The sequence below is a fragment of the Cohnella soli genome (genome assembly GCF_042655525.1).
In the GTDB taxonomy this organism is placed as follows: domain Bacteria; phylum Bacillota; class Bacilli; order Paenibacillales; family Paenibacillaceae; genus Cohnella; species Cohnella soli.
Genome location: NZ_JBHSMI010000020.1, coordinates 88544 through 103875 on the forward strand (window position 1 = coordinate 88544; position 15332 = coordinate 103875).

The following is a 15332-nucleotide window of genomic DNA, read 5'->3' on the forward strand; positions in this document are numbered from 1 at the left end:
ATGAACGCACTTATTCGTTTTCTTTTTCGCAAAATGTGGAACACCCGATGGATGACGCTGAGTACGCTCGCAGGTTTGCTCGTGGCGGTCGCCTTTACGACAAGCATTCCGATCTACGCGGACGGCGCTTTGAAACGGGTCGTATCCCAATCGCTGCAGGATAACAGCGAAGGCCTTCCGGCAGGCTCGCTGCTTATACGTTATCAATCGACGGACGGTCAAACCGATCTGGAAGATTTCAAGGCCGTCGACAAGTATATTCGTCAAGACGTACCGGCCGACATCGGTTTTCCGATGCAAGTCAGCCAGCGAAGCTTAACGCTTCGCAGCGCTGAAGTGTCGCCGGAAGACCCGAAAAAAGTGGACGCGAGCCGAACTCGCAAGCTGACGCTCGCCGCGTTCAGCGGCTTAAAGGAGCAGACGGAAGTCGCCGGCGGCAAATGGTTCACGGACCGCGCCGAAGCGGACGGTACGTTGCAGGCGGTCATGATGGAGGAGGCGATGTTCCGCAACGACCTTCACGTCGGCGACGTGTTGCTGTACCCGGTGTCCGGGGGCGGGGACCGGAACTTGCGAATACAGATCGTCGGCTCCTTCAAGGTGCTCGACGAGAACAGCCCTTATTGGTATCAAGGGCTTGAAGCGACGCTGAATAACGTGTACATCGCGGACGATGCGTTTCTCGAAGACGTGTCGGCGAAGCTGAAACTCCCGATTCAAATGGCTGGCTGGTATTCGGCTTATGATCTTCGAGAGATCAAAACAAGTCAGTTGTCTCCATTAACAGGCAAGCTGAATCGCATCGATATCGAAGCTTACAAGTTATTGAAAGAAACGCATGTTGAGCTGTCTTTCGCAGACATGCTCGGCGACTTCCGTCGCAGCAGCATTCAGCTCCAGACGCTGTTGTTCACGCTGGCAGCGCCGATGATCGCGATGGTGTTCTATTTCATTACGATGAACGCGCAGCAAGCGCTGGAGAAGCAGCGTTCCGATATTGCCGTGCTTCGCAGCCGCGGGGCAAGCACTAGACAGGTGTTCGTGCTGTTCCTGCTGGAGGGGGCGCTGCTCGGTATAGTCGCCTTGCTTGCCGGGCCGTTCATTGGCTGGTTCATGGCCAAGAGCATCGGTTCGGCGAGCGGGTTTCTCGAGTTCGTCGACCGCAAGGCGATTCCCGTCGGATTCTCGACGGATGGTGTTCTTGCCGGCTTGGTTGCCGTACTCGTAGCGATTGGCGCAGCGCTTATTCCGGCGCTTGTGTTTACGCGAACGTCGATCGTCGACTACAAGCGGCAGATTGCCCGAGGCGACCGCAAGCCGTTCTGGCAAAAATGGTTCCTTGACGTCGTTCTGCTCGGCGTGGCCGGCTACGGTTGGTATTTGTTTAACGAACGGCAGATGGTCAGCTTCAAAACCGGCGTGACGACGGACCAACTGAACGTGCAGCCGTTCCTGTTCTTCGTTCCGGCTTTGAGTATTTTCGCGGCTGGGCTCGTGTTCCTCAGGTTATTCCCGCTTATTCTGAGGCTGCTCAACGCCATCTGGAAACGGATCCTTCCGGTTCCGTTTTACTTGACGCTGACGCAATTGTCCCGCTCTTCCAAATCGTATTACCCGCTCATGATTTTGCTGATCTTGACGCTCGGGCTTGGGGTCTATAACTCTTCCGCTGCCCGTACGATCGGTTTGAACTCCGAGGAACGGATCATGTACAAATACGGATCCGATGTCGTTGTGAAAACGGTGTGGGAAGGTCAAGCGGAGTATAAGCAGCCGAAGCAAGGCAACAACGGCGGAAACGGCGGCAACAACGGCGGCGGAAACGGAGGAGGAGGTAACGGCGGCAATGGAGGCAATGGCGGTAATGGCGGCAAGGGCTCACGGCCGACACCGACCCGGATCAACTATAACGAACCGCCGTTCGAAGTTTTCCGTACATTGCCGGGCGTCGAACATGCGGCTCGGGTTTTGCAGACGAAAAGCAGCCTGATCGTGTCTGGCAAGACGGCGGGGCAGACAACGATCATGGGCATTGATAACGTCGACTTCGCCCGTGTCGGATGGCTTCGCAAGGATATGTACAAAATCAATCCTTACAAGTATTTGTCATGGCTCGGCCAAGTGCCTGAAGGGGCGATCATCTCTTCCAACGTGGCAAAGAAATTCGATTTGAAGCGCGGCGACACCGTATCGGCGATTATTCAAGAGCAAACGATCGATTTTATTATTCTCGATATCGTCTCGTACTGGCCGAGTTTGTATCCGGACCAGGCGCCGTTCCTGATCGCCAATCTCGGTTACATTTACGATCAAGTGCCGCTCACTCCTTACGACGTCTGGCTGAAAATGGAGCCGAACGCGAAGACGGCGCCGATCATTCCGGCACTTCTGGCGAAAGGCATCGAAATCGCGTCCATTGACGACATGAGAAGCGAACTTGTTACTCAGAGCAAGCACCCCGCAAGGGGCGGCGTGTTCGGCATTCTGAGCCTTGGGTTCCTCGTAACCGTCATCGTATCGTTATCCGGCTATGTGCTGTTCTGGTTTTTCAATCTGTCGCGCAGGGTCGTGCAGATCGGCATTCTGAGGGCGATGGGGCTTTCCCGTAAGCAACTGACGGGGATGCTTCTGCTCGAACAGGTGTTCACCGCCGGCCTGTCGATCGGGCTCGGTATCGGTATTGGCAAAGTGACGAGTATATTGTTCCTGCCGTTCTTGCAGACGACGGACAATTCGACGAACCAGGTGCCGCCGTTCCGGGTCGTGTTCGAAGCGACGGATACGATGAGGCTGTATGTTGTCGTCGCGGTCATGATGAGCATCGGCGTCGCGCTCCTGATCACCCACATCCGGCGTCTGAAAGTGCATCAAGCCGTCAAGCTGGGAGAGGAGAGGTAACCGATGATTCAATGCGAAGGGCTCGTAAAAATTTACAAAGCCGACGATTTGGAAGTCGTCGCCCTGCAAGGGCTGAACCTCTCCGTCAAACCCGGAGAGATGATGGCGATCATCGGCAACAGCGGCAGCGGTAAGTCGACGCTGCTGAACATTCTCGGCGGGCTTGACCGACCGTCCGCCGGGCAAGTAAGAGTCGGGCCGTGGAATTTGCTCAAGGTGGACGACGAAGCGCTTGTGAAATACAAGCGGGACACGGTCGGATTCATCTGGCAAAATAACGCCCGTAACCTGCTCCCTTTCCTGACCGCGCTCGAGAACGTCGAGATGCCGATGATGTTCTCCGGCAAGCTCGATCGGGCCTATGCGAAACAACTGCTCGAGTGGGTTGGATTAAAGGAAAGGATGCACAACAAGCTGCAGCAGCTCTCGGGCGGCGAACAGCAGCGCGTCGCGATCGCCATTTCCTTGGCGAATCGGCCGCAATTGCTGCTCGCCGATGAACCGACGGGTTCCGTCGATTCCAGAACGTCGGACATTATTATGGATATTTTCCGCAAATTCAACAAGGAACTCGGTGTCACGATCGTTATTGTTACGCACGACTTGTCTCTCGCGGGCAAGGTTGACCGGGTCGTCGCTATTCGCGACGGACTGACGAGTACGGAATTTATCAAACGCAACCCGAATCTGGATTCGGCGGTGTCCTTGTCCGCCGGGCAGGAGACGGACGAAGGACACGAAGCATTCGTTGTCGTCGATCGGGTCGGGCGCTTGCAAATTCCGAAAGAGTATTTAAGTGCTTTATCGATTGGAGACAAGGCGAGTATGGAGTTCGATGGCGACAAGATCGTCATCACGAAACCGAAATCATTGGAGGGGGACCCACCCGCATGAACAAGAAAAAAATGACCCGCAAGTGGATGTTATCCGGCATGGCGCTGAGCCTGCTCGTACCTACCCTGGCGGCGTGCAGCACCGACAAAGGCAAAGATTCAGACGTTCGCAGAACGCTTCGCATCGGCACAATGTCCGGAAGCAAGCAGGATGAAATATGGTTCCGTCAGCAATTCACAGACATGTTCGAGCTGACGCATGACGGCATCGACATCGAGATCGTACCTGCGATCGACTACACGGAAAACCAATTCGAAGACCAGTCGAAGCAGCAAGAGCAGCCTGATCCGCTCGAGAAGGTCAAAGCGATCATGACGGGGAACAACCCGGTCGACGTTATGATTTTCGATATGAGCATGCTTTCGCCTCTCGTAAACGAGAACCTGCTTAAGCAGCTCGATCCGTTGATGAAGGAAAACTCCATTGATCCGAACGATTTCGTACCGGCAGTGATTGATTCGATCAAGGAGCAAGGCAACAACTTCGTTTATGCTCTTACCCCGACGTTTACACCTTCGGCCTTATACTATAATAAGAAACTGTTCCAGAAAGTTAGCGCTGAAATGCCGAAAGACGGCATGAGCTGGGACGATGTGTTTAATCTCGCGCGCAGAATGAAATCGGGCACTGGTAAAGACGCGGTATACGGCTTTAGCTTTAACCAGTGGGGCGGCAGCGAAAACTTCTGGGATTTGCAAAATTTTGCGGCTCCGCTGCAACTGAAAATGTACGACGACAAAGCGGAGACGATGACCGTCAATACGCCGCAGTGGGAAGCGGTATGGAAAACATTCTCGGACTTGTACAAAGACCACGTTACGCCTCGTCAGGAAGACATGAACGCGATGTACAGCGAACCGAAGACTGATGGCAGAAACAATCCATTCCAAGGCCAATTGTTCCTGAACGGTAAAGTCGCGATGACGATCGGCGGTTACGATTTGATCAACCAAATCGAACAATATAACGACAATGCCGACAAGCTCAAGCTGGAGAGGCTCGATTGGGACGTCGTCAGCGTTCCGTTCCACGCGGGACACGAAGGCGTCGGCGGCAGCATTTATCTGAACAACCTGTCCGGCATTAACTCTAAGGCGGCGAACCCGGACGATGCTTGGGAGTTCGTGAAGTTCATGAACGGCAAAGAATGGTCGAAGCTGAAGGCGCGCAGCACGTACGAAATGCCGGCTCGCAAAGAATTCGTGAAAGTGCGCGAAGGCTTGAGCTACAATGTCGATGCATTTACGAAAGTGAAGCCTGCTCCAATGCTGCAATCTTCTCTGAAAGAACAGAAGTTGCTACGTGAAAAACCGAACCTGTATATGGTGACGGAGCTCGGCAACCGTTTCTACATGGAAGTTATGCAAGGCAAGAAATCGGTAAAAGAAGGTCTGGCAGGCTGGGAGACAAAAGGCAACGATTTGCTGCAAAAAATCAAAACGAATCCGAAAGGCCAAATCGACGGCGTATTCGACGACGTATACGGCGGTGGCGGTGGTGGCGGCATCATGTATGACAAAGTCGAGGCTGCTGCAAGCGCAGGCTAAGAAGAAGCAGCAAGTTCAAATGAGTGTCATAAGAAACGAACCGTTACTCCCGACCGGGAGCAGCGGTTCGTTTTTTTCGCGGGAAACGCGGGCATCCTATGATCATCCACGGTTTACACGAAAAGGAGATCGAGGAACGATGATGAAATGGGTGTATTGGTCGAAGCTGTACGACAGCAAATTCCAAGCAGGCTGCCTGGTTCAGCGAATGGAGCATGATGGTTGGGTATTCGGACTCGATGTGCCTCGAGAAATCGAAGTATTCCGTTCCAAAAAAGGCAAATACGGCGTGCGATACATGCCATAAAGGATTCGAATTTTTGCCCGCTCCGGTGTTGGCTGGAAGCTTTTCCTGTGCTAAGCTGAGACAGAGAGCAACGCAATGGAGGGGAACGCACATGGACATGCGCAAAATGCCGATATCCGCCGACACGGCTGTTAAGCTGGCTGCTTATATGAAGGTGCCGCTCGAGCATCTGATGCATATGCCGCAGCATATGTTGCTGCAGAAGCTGGCAGAGATGGCGAAATCGCAAGTGGACGGAGCAGAGAAAGATTCGCACAATTCGGGCGAAAAATCATAATAAAGGTTGACGATTGTATGTCCAATATAGTATATTATTCCTTGTCGCTAATTATTGTCGACGTGTTCAGATGACGCGGGGTGGAGCAGCCCGGTAGCTCGTCGGGCTCATAACCCGAAGGCCGCAGGTTCAAATCCTGCCCCCGCAACCAACCTTTTCTCTGACCGAGACGAGGGCCTTTAGCTCAGTTGGTTAGAGCGGTCGGCTCATAACCGATTGGTCGGGGGTTCGAGTCCCTCAAGGCCCACCATTATGATCATCTTGCCGGGATGGCGGAATTGGCAGACGCACAGGACTTAAAATCCTGCGGTAGGTGACTACCGTACCGGTTCGACCCCGGTTCTCGGCACCACAGAATAAGCTCGAAATCCCTTGATACGAAGGGATTTTTTTTATTTTCTTTTCATTAGCCTATCCGCGACACTACCTCATCTGTAACCTGTTATTCACCGTCCGTTCATATTCGCTTCCTATACTTTAGTCATACCGAAGGAGGGAAGCACAATGTATTTAGCCATTCGAGAAATGAGGTTTGCAAAGGCGCGGTATACGTTAATCGCTACAATTATGGTGCTTGTTGCATTTCTTGTTCTGTTTGTCACCGGACTTGCGCAGGGGCTGGCGTATGACAACGCCGCTTCCGTTAAGAATATGGCTGCAACGCATTTTGTGTTGGAACAGGACTCCAATCACCGTTTCACCCGATCTCAGATCGATCAGAATCAGGTTGATAAGGCCGGTTCCATAGTAGGGAAAGAGAATGCACAATCGCTTGGCGTGAAAATGACAACGGTTATTCCATCGGGGGAAACGACGAAGATTGACGTGACGCTGCTCGCGGTTAATCTCGATGGATGGCTGGCGCCGACAATAACGGAAGGATCGCCCATCTCGGATCAGACCAAAGATCATGTTCTTGTCGATCAAAAGCTGTCTGATTCCGGAGTTAAAATCGGCTCGATTATTGTAGATCAAGCTTCGGGACAAAAATGGACCGTAAGCGGCTTTGTAAAAAACGAGTCGTTCAGTCATACTCCGGCTGTCTTTCTAAATAATCAGGATTGGATCAATCTTCAAGAACAAACACATATACGTCAAGGAAACGGCTCGGCGTCGGGCAGTAAAATTTACAATGCGATCGCCATTAAAGCCTCGAGTGACAAAGTGAAGGAACTTCAGTCCCTGCTGCCCAATACGGAAGTGATAAAGAAGTCCGAAGCAGTATCCGCGATTCCGGGCTACAAAGAAGAGCAAGGCTCGCTTATGATGATGATCGCATTTTTATTTGTCATCTCTGCCTTTGTGCTGGCTGTATTCTTTTATGTCATCACGATTCAGAAAACCAGTCAATTCGGGATATTGAAAGCCATCGGTACGCGTACAGCCTATCTGGCTAGAAGCGTGACGCTGCAAGTGTTGGTCTTATCGGTCGGCAGTTTGGTCCTTAGCGTCCTGTTGGTTCAATTGTTCGAGGCCGTATTGCCAAGTTCCATGCCATTTCAATTAGGCTTCGCAACCTTGGCGCTTACATGCCTGTCCTTTGTCATAATGTCTTTGGCCGGTTCGCTGATTTCGGTGTGGAAAGTCGCCAAAATTGACGCTTTGGATGCGATTGGGAGGACAGCGGCATGAAAAAGAGACTTGTATTGCAGGAGATTACGCGGACGTTTGAGGATGGCGGTATCGAAAGAACGATTTTGGATAAGCTTAACCTTGAGGTGGCCGAAGGTGAGCTTGTTGCGGTAATGGGCCCTTCAGGCTCGGGCAAAAGTACGTTCTTGTCCATAGCGGGAGCACTACTTGAACCGACGAGCGGGCATGTCCTTCTCGATGGAGAATCCATTATCGGTAAAGACAAGCAACAACTTTCCGAACTACGGCTTCAAAAGATCGGATTTATTTTTCAAAGCGCCAACTTGATTCCGTACTTGAAAGTCGAAGAACAACTGGTGTTGGTAGCTAAGCTTTCCGGGATGAGAAAGGCAAAGGCAACCGAACGAGCAAAAGAATTACTCGATAAGATGGGGTTGTCGCATCGACGAACCGCATATCCTGAGAAGCTCTCAGGGGGGGAGCGTCAACGGGTAGCGATCGCAAGAGCCTTAATGAATGACCCGGCTGTCCTGTTCGCGGATGAACCAACGGCAAGTTTAGATGCTTCGCGAGGGCTCGATATCGTGAGTATGATTGCGAAGCAAGTAAAGGATCAGCGTAAGAGCGCGGTTATGGTTACGCATGATGACCGGGTACTGCCGCTTTGCGATCGCGTGCTTTTTCTTGAGAATGGAAAACTAATCGAAAAAAAAGAATCCGCATTTCATGTGGTTTGACGGGTATATCATCTATCATGTCGGAAGCTGGGCTGGACTAAGAAAATCGATGAGATTCAATAAATGTATGACTACTTCGATAACGGATTCAAAAAAGCCGGGGACATTAGGATGAGTACAAATATCTAGAATTTCAAGGGATTTCAGCTCACAAGGCTGGGATCCTTTTTTTGCTCTGCGCGCCAAGTCAGGCATAGTGGCGATAGCCGTTGAAACGAGCCCAACCGCTAATCTTACGAGCTTGACTCACCTGACAATTTTCTGAATGTTCTAGGAGACATCCCCGTATGTTCCTTGAACACGCGCGAAAAGGTTCGGAAAGATTCGAACCCCGAGTCGACAGAGATATCCAGAATAGACATTTCCGTCGTCAGCAACAGTGAAGATGCGCGTCTGACTCTCAATATATGGATATAATCCAGGAAATGCGTATTCAAAACCTTTTGGAACAAGCGGCTGATATAAGCGGGGCTAGCATCGAATTTCTTACATAATCCGTCCTGCGTGAGTTCATTTAAATAATTCGTGTGCACAAATTGAATAATATCCCAATCTGACTTTTTCATATTCGCGTTTTGATTATTAAAATGGGTTAGAATCGTGGTGGAATGAGAACGCGCATAGAGAACCAGGGCCTCGATCACTTTGGAGCGGATCACGCTGTATTTGCCTATTTTTGAGCTATGATACTCGTTAGCTATCGCGTTGCAAATAAGGTTCATCTCTCGGGTTTCGTTCTCGTTCAAATCGTTGAAAGAAGGTAATTGATTGCCAGCTTGAAGCAATATTCGACCGAGCCCGGCATCGGTCGTGGATTCGAAAATGAGGCTAATATCGAACATACAACAAAAAAGATGGAGCGGATCCTGCAGATTCGTATGAATTTCATGGATATGGTGGGGGAGCAGGAAACTGATTGATCCGGGCTTTAGTTGATGGGTAATTCCGTTGAGCGTTTCTGTTCCGCTGCCGTTCATAACGAAAGATAATTCGAGGAAGTCGTGATGATGAAGCGGGATGTCGTCCTTGAGCAGATTGGACAAGCAGTAGAAAGGAAGTTGCCCTTTCTCGAGGCTCGGATAGTTTACTGAATCTGTGTATTCAACATATGCTGTCATCGGCTTTTCCTCTCCTCGTGAACCCGCACTTGAGGCAAGCTTACCTTATAACCCGTGAAACTTGCAATTATATTTTTCCTAGGTGTTTGCTTTGGCCTATTCAAGAAAAAAATGACCGAAACATAGCCCGCGTTATCTGTAAAATGAAGTTGTACGACGATTGCACAATTTCTGAACACGAGGAGAGATGAATGATGTTCTGTTTACGGCAAGTGCGCCTAACCGCTTTCATTGTTTTCCTGTTCTCTTTGCTTGTTGTCGTGTGTTGGCTCGATACGCGCTCCGCGTCGGCTGCATCCGGACCGTCGGTGCCTTCGATTTCCGGCGTAAAGGCTAGTTATGCTTCCCCTATTCTTGAAAGCGCTCCCCGCGCCGATGGGAAGATTCACATTAATACACCGGCAACGATCGCCAGGCTGCAGCAATTGCACGTGACGACGTATGCGTTTCTGATCTGGACCCAGGGGCATTACTGGGACGATTTGCGTCTGGAGTTTATGCCTGCCGCTCAGACGGCTGGTATTAAGGTATGGGTGTATTTAACGCCTCCAACGGAAGGGGTACCCCAGCCATTCGGCGGAAATTACACGGAATGGGCCAAACAAATTGCCACGCTGGCCAATACCTATTCTAACCTTGAGGCGTGGGTAATTGATGATTTCACAGCGAATCTTGGTACATTTCCCCCTGCAAGCATGACCTCTCTGCAAAACTCTGCGCATGCGATAAACCCGCAGCTTGCCGTGTTCGTCATTGCATATTATGAACAGGCGACGAGCACTTTTGCCAATGATTATAAGAATTGCATCGACGGCATTATTTATCCGCATGCGGAGAGAACAGCGCTGAATACGGATGCTTATATCGACACGTTGTACAGCCGTTTTCACCCCTATAATTTACCGATCTATTATATGCCATACGGCACGTTTGCCAACTATACGACGATGAAATCGGCGGAGACAATACAGACAGAGATGCAGAAGGCGTTGGCCAAACAAGCTTTGGGCAAACTGCAGGGCATTGTTGTATACGCCACACCGTTGGTAACAACAGATGAACTGGGGTTGAATCCGGGAGATCCGTATCCTTATGCCACGAATGGGGATTGGTATTATGAATTTACAAATGATGAGTTAACGATTCCATGGGGAACGCACAATACGGCGAAAGGCGCCAATTCTACTGTGAAGCAGACGGCTGCCGTAACGGCGCCTGCCGATTCAAGCGTCTCGTTCGATGCCTATTCGTATGCCCCTAACGGGTACAACTTCGGAAGCGACGGGAATATTGCCCGTATTTCTTATCCGGGGAATACGCCCGGAGCAGCAGGCATATGGGCCGAGCTGTCGCAAACGGTTACGGTCACCGATGGAGCGAGCACCTCCGTCACGTTCAAGGTCAAAGATGATTATACCGGCGGCACATCGGGGTATATCTTCAAGCAACTCCTCGTGGACGGCATTGTGGCCTGGCAGGAGGACGTTGCCGGCCAGAACGGAAACTGGGAAACGGTCACTGTTAATTTAAGCCCCTATATGACGGGCAAAACGACGGCAAACATTCAACTGCGTCTGAAAAATGTACAAGCTGTTACGTGGTTTAATGTCGTGTCCTCATGGGACGATGTCGCGGCTAAAGGCTTCAAAGTCGTCAATCCGTATTTCGATGGCGATTACGGCTGGACGAAGACGCAGTCGACGGCGTCAACCGCCAATACATTCAGCATCAACTGGCCGTGGGGGAAACCTTCCTATGCCGGGACTGCGGGTTCCAAGGTCAAGACCGCGACCATATCTCCTGCCGCCCAATATAATCTGACTATGAAAGTCAGAGACGACTTTATATCCGCTGTTCCTGGCTATCACTTTATGCAGCTGTTGGTCGACGGCGTTGTCGTATGGGAGCGCGATGTTTCGGATGGCAGCGCGGACTGGCAGAACGTCAACCTGAACTTGACGAGCCAACTGACCGGCAAATCGACGGCTACCTTTAACTTCCGCGTCTACGACAAGGCAGGCGTCAACAATTTCGGGGTGAACACGGAGTGGGCGATTACTTCGACAACGGGCTTTACGCTCGATGAAGGGAGCTTTACAAGCCTGCTGAGCACATCGGACATCTGGGTTTATTCGAAAGGCTCTGCCTATTCCATCTCCTACCCGTCAGGCGTGGCAAGTTCAAACGGCAGCCAGGGCGGCGTCAATATGGTCGCGGCCGTCACGCCGGGCCTGGGCAGCAAGACGCTTGACTTTCAGGTGAGAGACGACTACACATCCACTACTCCTGCAGGTTATCACTTCGCGCAGGTTGTCGTGGACGGCGTTGTCGTCTGGGAAAGGGATGTGGCCGGGGGGACTACGGCATGGCAGTCCGTGCATCTGGATTTGACCAGCGCGTTAGCAGAAAAGCTTACAGCCAATATCGTGTTCAGGGTATACGACAAACAGGGCGTAACCTGGTTTCCGGTGAAGGTAGACTACACCAATATTGTGGCGAACGGATTCACCTTGACCAATCCGACCTTCCAATCGACCGGCGGTTGGATCTATGCCGACAATAATGCGGCTTATCTGGGACCTTATACGACAGAAATCGTGACGCAAGGCCCGGGCATGGCACTGCTGCAGATGCTCATCGATGGGCAAGTGGTGTGGAGTCAGGATGCTTCCAGACTGAGCGCAAGTCCGTGGGCGAGGTACAAGGTGGATACTTCCCCTTATACGGCAGGGAAGAGCTCGGTAGAGGTCCAGTTCCGCATGATCTTCACGCAACCTGTCAGCGGCCTGGCCGAGATTATCCGCATCGATAATCTTGCGGTTACGGGAATGACGATGCAGAACTTGAGCTTTGAGAATACGACAGGCTGGACTTCGACGTTTACCGATCAGAATGTGGCTACCGGTTATGGCGGACCCAAACGCGGCATACGGGTGTTCAATAACGTTCAAGCTATGTTTCAATGAGAGGAATGTGGTCGCTAGCGGATCCGAAGAATTCATGAAAGTAACGGCTTCACCCGACGAAAGCGGTACTCCCAGGACGGGGTTCCGCTTTCTTTTTTTGCGTGTTTGACGGGTTAAGGAATGCATCGTGCGTTTCTGAAATCTCTCGGGGTCAAAAGAGTGGCTTGTTTAAATAACCGGGAAAAGGTTCTGAAGGAATCGAAGCCCGATTCGACCGAGATTTCATAGATATGCATATCCGTGCTTAACAACAAGGATTTGGCTCTCCGTATTCTTAAGGCATGCAGGTAATCGACAAAATAAGTGTTCAATTGGCGTTTGAATAGCTTGCTGATATAGGACGAGCTTACCCCGAATCGCTCAGACAAGTCTTTAATCGTAAGAGGCTGAAAGAAATGCTTATTCACAAAGTGGATAATATTCCACTCGATATGGTTTGAAGTTTCTGTATGCAACGATTGTTCCGTCAGATCTTGATTCGCAAAAGATCGGACATATACCAACAAGATTTCGAGCAAAGCGGCACGAATAGCGCTGTTTCTCCCCACATAAGAGGCCGTGCATTCTCTTTTAATTTTTTTGCATAATCGATGCATTTCTTCATAAGAGCTTCCATCAAGCTTGGTGTAATAAGGCAATGTATCTCCAGCTTGTAAAATGGATTTGGCCAATTGATCGTCGAACGGAGATTCCAGCAGCAAATAAAAGTCAAACATGCAGCAATACAAATGAAGCGGGTTCTGGGGATCGACCTCAATGGCATGGATTTGATTGGGGGGCAAAATACGTGCCGTCCCGGGCGTCATCTCGTATGTTTTCCCATCGATATTTTCGAGTGCTTTACCCTGAAGCACAAATGAAAATTCAACGAAATCATGATGATGCAAGTCTGTACTCTCGGTTATGGTTTGTTCAAGGATATAAAAGGGAACTTGATTTTTTTTGAGTTTGAAATAAGCGAACACATCGTCATGAACGGGGTAAGTATGCATGGTCATCACTCCGCAGCTTTAATATAAGCTTTTAACTGTGATTATAATGCCTTTAAATGATCGAATGAAAGCGTTTAATTATTTTGTGGGATATCATTGCCAAGATCAAGTTTTGACTTGTTGGAGAAAAAAATGGCCGATTGTGCATGTCTCGATATAGTATGATTACCCCGATGACGCGATCTAAGGGGGAGACTTGCAAGAAATGACATCAGTGACGCGACGTTTTTCACAAAATGAACAGGGAGGATTAGCATGAGAAACAGAGCGTTGAGCGCAATCGTAGTATCGATGTTCGTATTCGCGTTAGTCATGGCGGGGTGCAGCAAAGGGAACGAGAAAGGAAATGCAAGCGATTCAGGTTCCGTCCAACCCTCGTCTCCTTCCTCGTCCGCGAGCAGCTCAAGCGGGAATCCAGATTCGACAGCGGATCAGAAACTCGACCTGACCATGGTCATGACCGATTCCGGATTGACGTATCCGGAAGGCGTTGATCCGAGCAACAATGAATTTATTAATATTGTCAAAGATTACGCGAACGTAAACTTGAAATTGACGGTTAACAAGAATAGCGAAACCTCGACCAAGCAGCAATTGTTGCTGGCCTCTAACAAACTGCCGGATATTTTGCACACCAGTGTCGTCGATCCCGTCAACGAGGCGGCGTCCAAGGGCGCGTTTATCGATTTGAAGAAGTTCTACGATAATTCGCCCGAAATTCAGAAGTGGATCACGCCGGAGATGATGGATATGGCGAGTTACAATGGCCATTACTATCGGCTTCCGATGGCCGCTGGCAAGGATCTGCCGCAAGGCGGAGGCAACTACGTGCGGATGGATCTCCTCGACAAGTTTAATGGCGGCAAGTTTCCGGACACGGTCGAAGGTTATGTGGAGGTGCTGAGGAAAATCAAAGCAGCTAATCCGGATGCCATTCCGTTGTCAGCTTGGGCCGATCCGCAGAGCGGTAAAATATTTCAATATGGTCAAGGCTTCTTCCAGTGGTATGGCGCGAGACCGAACGAGTTCAGGGTGCAGGATGGACAGGTGCTCAGCACGTTTGTTCTTCCGGAATATCGCGCGGCGGTCGAGTTGTACAGACAGCTTTACAAGGAAGGCATTCTGGACAAGGATTTTGCAACGAACGATTGGACCGCCTGGTTCTCGCATCTGGACAAAGACACGCTGCTCGTTAACGATACGGCAGATCAATTGCTGCCGCTTGCCGCGTATCACAAGGCAAGCAAAGGGACGGCCACGGATACGTCCTTCCGCTCCCGGATCGCGTTCGCGCCTCCGCTTGCCAGCTACCCGTCCGTTGTGAAGGATCCCAAATATACGTATTTTCCGAAGCAATCTCCGATCATCTGGCACGGTATGTTTATTTCCAGCAGCAGCAAGCACCCGGAACGTGCATGGAAAGTTCTCGAAGGATTCGCATCCGATCAACTGAATGAAGCGCTATTCTGGGGCAAGGAGGGCTCGGAATACGTCGTCAAGGACGGAAAAAGAATTCCGGATGCCAAGAAGTTGCAGGATCCGAACCGATATTGGTCGGTTCAACTGTCGATCGTGCGCGGTTTTCTCGCCGGACAGGAGTCCAAGGAAGCGCAGCAGGTACAGGTCCTCGGCCAGGAAGACTTCGATTTGTCCAAAGGCAGTCTGAAGTACGCTGCCGATATGGCGGAAGAAGCCGGCGTGAATTTGTTTGCGGTCTTCCCTTATACGACGCTTGACGAAGTCAAGTTGAAGCTGACCGAATCTGACATCTTCCTGAGCGGGGCTACGGTCGAAGCGATTACCGGCAAAATCTCCATGGACCAGTTTGATAAGAAAGTAGAAGAGTACAAGAAAAAATATGGCTTTATCGCGGAAGCCTACACGAAATATATGAACGAGCATAAGGCGCAGCTCGAGAAGTGGGGCGTCAAGTCAGTTAACTGGTAAGGATACAATCGGCAGCTACGGGCAGCGCGTTTCAACGCGCTCCTGTGGCTTCCTCG

At 50.7% G+C, this 15332-nt stretch carries 11 protein-coding genes and 3 tRNA genes; 12 read left to right on the plus strand and 2 right to left on the minus strand.

The annotated features are described in order from the left end of the window. From ACFPOF_RS10160 to ACFPOF_RS10205, 10 genes are all read left to right on the plus strand, one after another. Nucleotides 1-2898, plus strand: coding sequence for an ABC transporter permease (locus ACFPOF_RS10160; protein WP_378132132.1), 2898 nt, complete (start codon nucleotides 1-3; stop codon nucleotides 2896-2898). Between the two features lie 3 nt (nucleotides 2899-2901). Further along, nucleotides 2902-3792 (plus strand): ABC transporter ATP-binding protein, encoded by an 891-nt coding sequence (locus ACFPOF_RS10165; RefSeq protein ID WP_378132134.1) that lies wholly within the window; start codon nucleotides 2902-2904, stop codon nucleotides 3790-3792. Further along, nucleotides 3789-5339, plus strand: coding sequence for an ABC transporter substrate-binding protein (locus ACFPOF_RS10170; protein WP_378132135.1), 1551 nt, complete (start codon nucleotides 3789-3791; stop codon nucleotides 5337-5339). Before ACFPOF_RS10165 ends, ACFPOF_RS10170 begins: the two co-directional genes overlap by 4 nt. A 139-nt stretch (nucleotides 5340-5478) precedes the next feature. Beyond that, nucleotides 5479-5646 carry a hypothetical protein gene (locus tag ACFPOF_RS10175; RefSeq protein ID WP_378132327.1) on the plus strand — a complete coding sequence of 56 codons (168 nt, stop codon included), beginning with the start codon at nucleotides 5479-5481 and terminating at the stop codon, nucleotides 5644-5646. A gap of 97 nt (nucleotides 5647-5743) precedes the next feature. After that, complete coding sequence (locus ACFPOF_RS10180) at nucleotides 5744-5923, plus strand: YycC family protein (protein ID WP_378132319.1); 180 nt, start codon at nucleotides 5744-5746, stop codon at nucleotides 5921-5923. A 74-nt stretch (nucleotides 5924-5997) separates the two neighbouring features. Continuing rightward, a tRNA-Met gene (locus ACFPOF_RS10185) sits at nucleotides 5998-6074 on the plus strand. A 22-nt stretch (nucleotides 6075-6096) separates the two neighbouring features. After that, nucleotides 6097-6173: transfer RNA gene (locus ACFPOF_RS10190), tRNA-Ile, on the plus strand. A gap of 13 nt (nucleotides 6174-6186) precedes the next feature. After that, nucleotides 6187-6275: transfer RNA gene (locus ACFPOF_RS10195), tRNA-Leu, on the plus strand. Nucleotides 6276-6427: 152 nt separating this feature from the next. Next, nucleotides 6428-7555, plus strand: a complete 1128-nt coding sequence (locus ACFPOF_RS10200; RefSeq protein ID WP_378132137.1) for an ABC transporter permease — start codon at nucleotides 6428-6430, stop codon at nucleotides 7553-7555. Next, the gene (locus ACFPOF_RS10205) at nucleotides 7552-8253 is read left to right on the plus strand and encodes an ABC transporter ATP-binding protein (RefSeq protein WP_378132139.1); all 702 of its coding nucleotides are present in this window, start codon (nucleotides 7552-7554) and stop codon (nucleotides 8251-8253) included. The genes ACFPOF_RS10200 and ACFPOF_RS10205 overlap by 4 nt, the downstream gene beginning before the upstream one ends. A gap of 233 nt (nucleotides 8254-8486) precedes the next feature. Here ACFPOF_RS10205 and ACFPOF_RS10210 read toward each other — a convergent pair whose 3' ends face one another. Further along, entirely contained in the window at nucleotides 8487-9371 is an 885-nt protein-coding gene (locus tag ACFPOF_RS10210; protein ID WP_378132141.1) for an AraC family transcriptional regulator, read from the minus strand. Between the two features lie 191 nt (nucleotides 9372-9562). Between ACFPOF_RS10210 and ACFPOF_RS10215 the strand changes: the two genes are divergently transcribed. Beyond that, nucleotides 9563-12337, plus strand: coding sequence for a hypothetical protein (locus ACFPOF_RS10215; protein ID WP_378132143.1), 2775 nt, complete (start codon nucleotides 9563-9565; stop codon nucleotides 12335-12337). Nucleotides 12338-12450: 113 nt separating this feature from the next. Here the strand turns inward: ACFPOF_RS10215 and ACFPOF_RS10220 are convergent, their stop codons facing one another. After that, nucleotides 12451-13329 carry a helix-turn-helix domain-containing protein gene (locus ACFPOF_RS10220; protein WP_378132144.1) on the minus strand — a complete coding sequence of 293 codons (879 nt, stop codon included), beginning with the start codon at nucleotides 13327-13329 and terminating at the stop codon, nucleotides 12451-12453. A 255-nt stretch (nucleotides 13330-13584) separates the two neighbouring features. On the opposite strand from ACFPOF_RS10220, the gene ACFPOF_RS10225 reads away from it, so the two are divergent. After that, the gene (locus tag ACFPOF_RS10225; protein WP_378132146.1) at nucleotides 13585-15276 is read left to right on the plus strand and encodes a type 2 periplasmic-binding domain-containing protein; all 1692 of its coding nucleotides are present in this window, start codon (nucleotides 13585-13587) and stop codon (nucleotides 15274-15276) included. Nucleotides 15277-15332: the final 56 nt, after the last annotated feature.

Bases quoted from the DNA above. Each gene is read 5' to 3' on its own strand.
- ACFPOF_RS10220 (WP_378132144.1), bottom strand. From the start codon at position 13,329: ATGCATACTTACCCCGTTCATGACGATGTGTTCGCTTATTTCAAACTC.
- ACFPOF_RS10180 (WP_378132319.1), top strand. From the start codon at position 5,744: ATGCGCAAAATGCCGATATCCGCCGACACGGCTGTTAAGCTGGCTGCT.
- ACFPOF_RS10165 (WP_378132134.1), top strand. From the start codon at position 2,902: ATGATTCAATGCGAAGGGCTCGTAAAAATTTACAAAGCCGACGATTTG.
- ACFPOF_RS10210 (WP_378132141.1), bottom strand. From the start codon at position 9,371: ATGACAGCATATGTTGAATACACAGATTCAGTAAACTATCCGAGCCTC.
- ACFPOF_RS10215 (WP_378132143.1), top strand. From the start codon at position 9,563: ATGATGTTCTGTTTACGGCAAGTGCGCCTAACCGCTTTCATTGTTTTC.
- ACFPOF_RS10200 (WP_378132137.1), top strand. From the start codon at position 6,428: ATGTATTTAGCCATTCGAGAAATGAGGTTTGCAAAGGCGCGGTATACG.
- ACFPOF_RS10225 (WP_378132146.1), top strand. From the start codon at position 13,585: ATGAGAAACAGAGCGTTGAGCGCAATCGTAGTATCGATGTTCGTATTC.
- ACFPOF_RS10170 (WP_378132135.1), top strand. From the start codon at position 3,789: ATGAACAAGAAAAAAATGACCCGCAAGTGGATGTTATCCGGCATGGCG.
- ACFPOF_RS10175 (WP_378132327.1), top strand. From the start codon at position 5,479: ATGATGAAATGGGTGTATTGGTCGAAGCTGTACGACAGCAAATTCCAA.
- ACFPOF_RS10160 (WP_378132132.1), top strand. From the start codon at position 1: ATGAACGCACTTATTCGTTTTCTTTTTCGCAAAATGTGGAACACCCGA.
- ACFPOF_RS10205 (WP_378132139.1), top strand. From the start codon at position 7,552: ATGAAAAAGAGACTTGTATTGCAGGAGATTACGCGGACGTTTGAGGAT.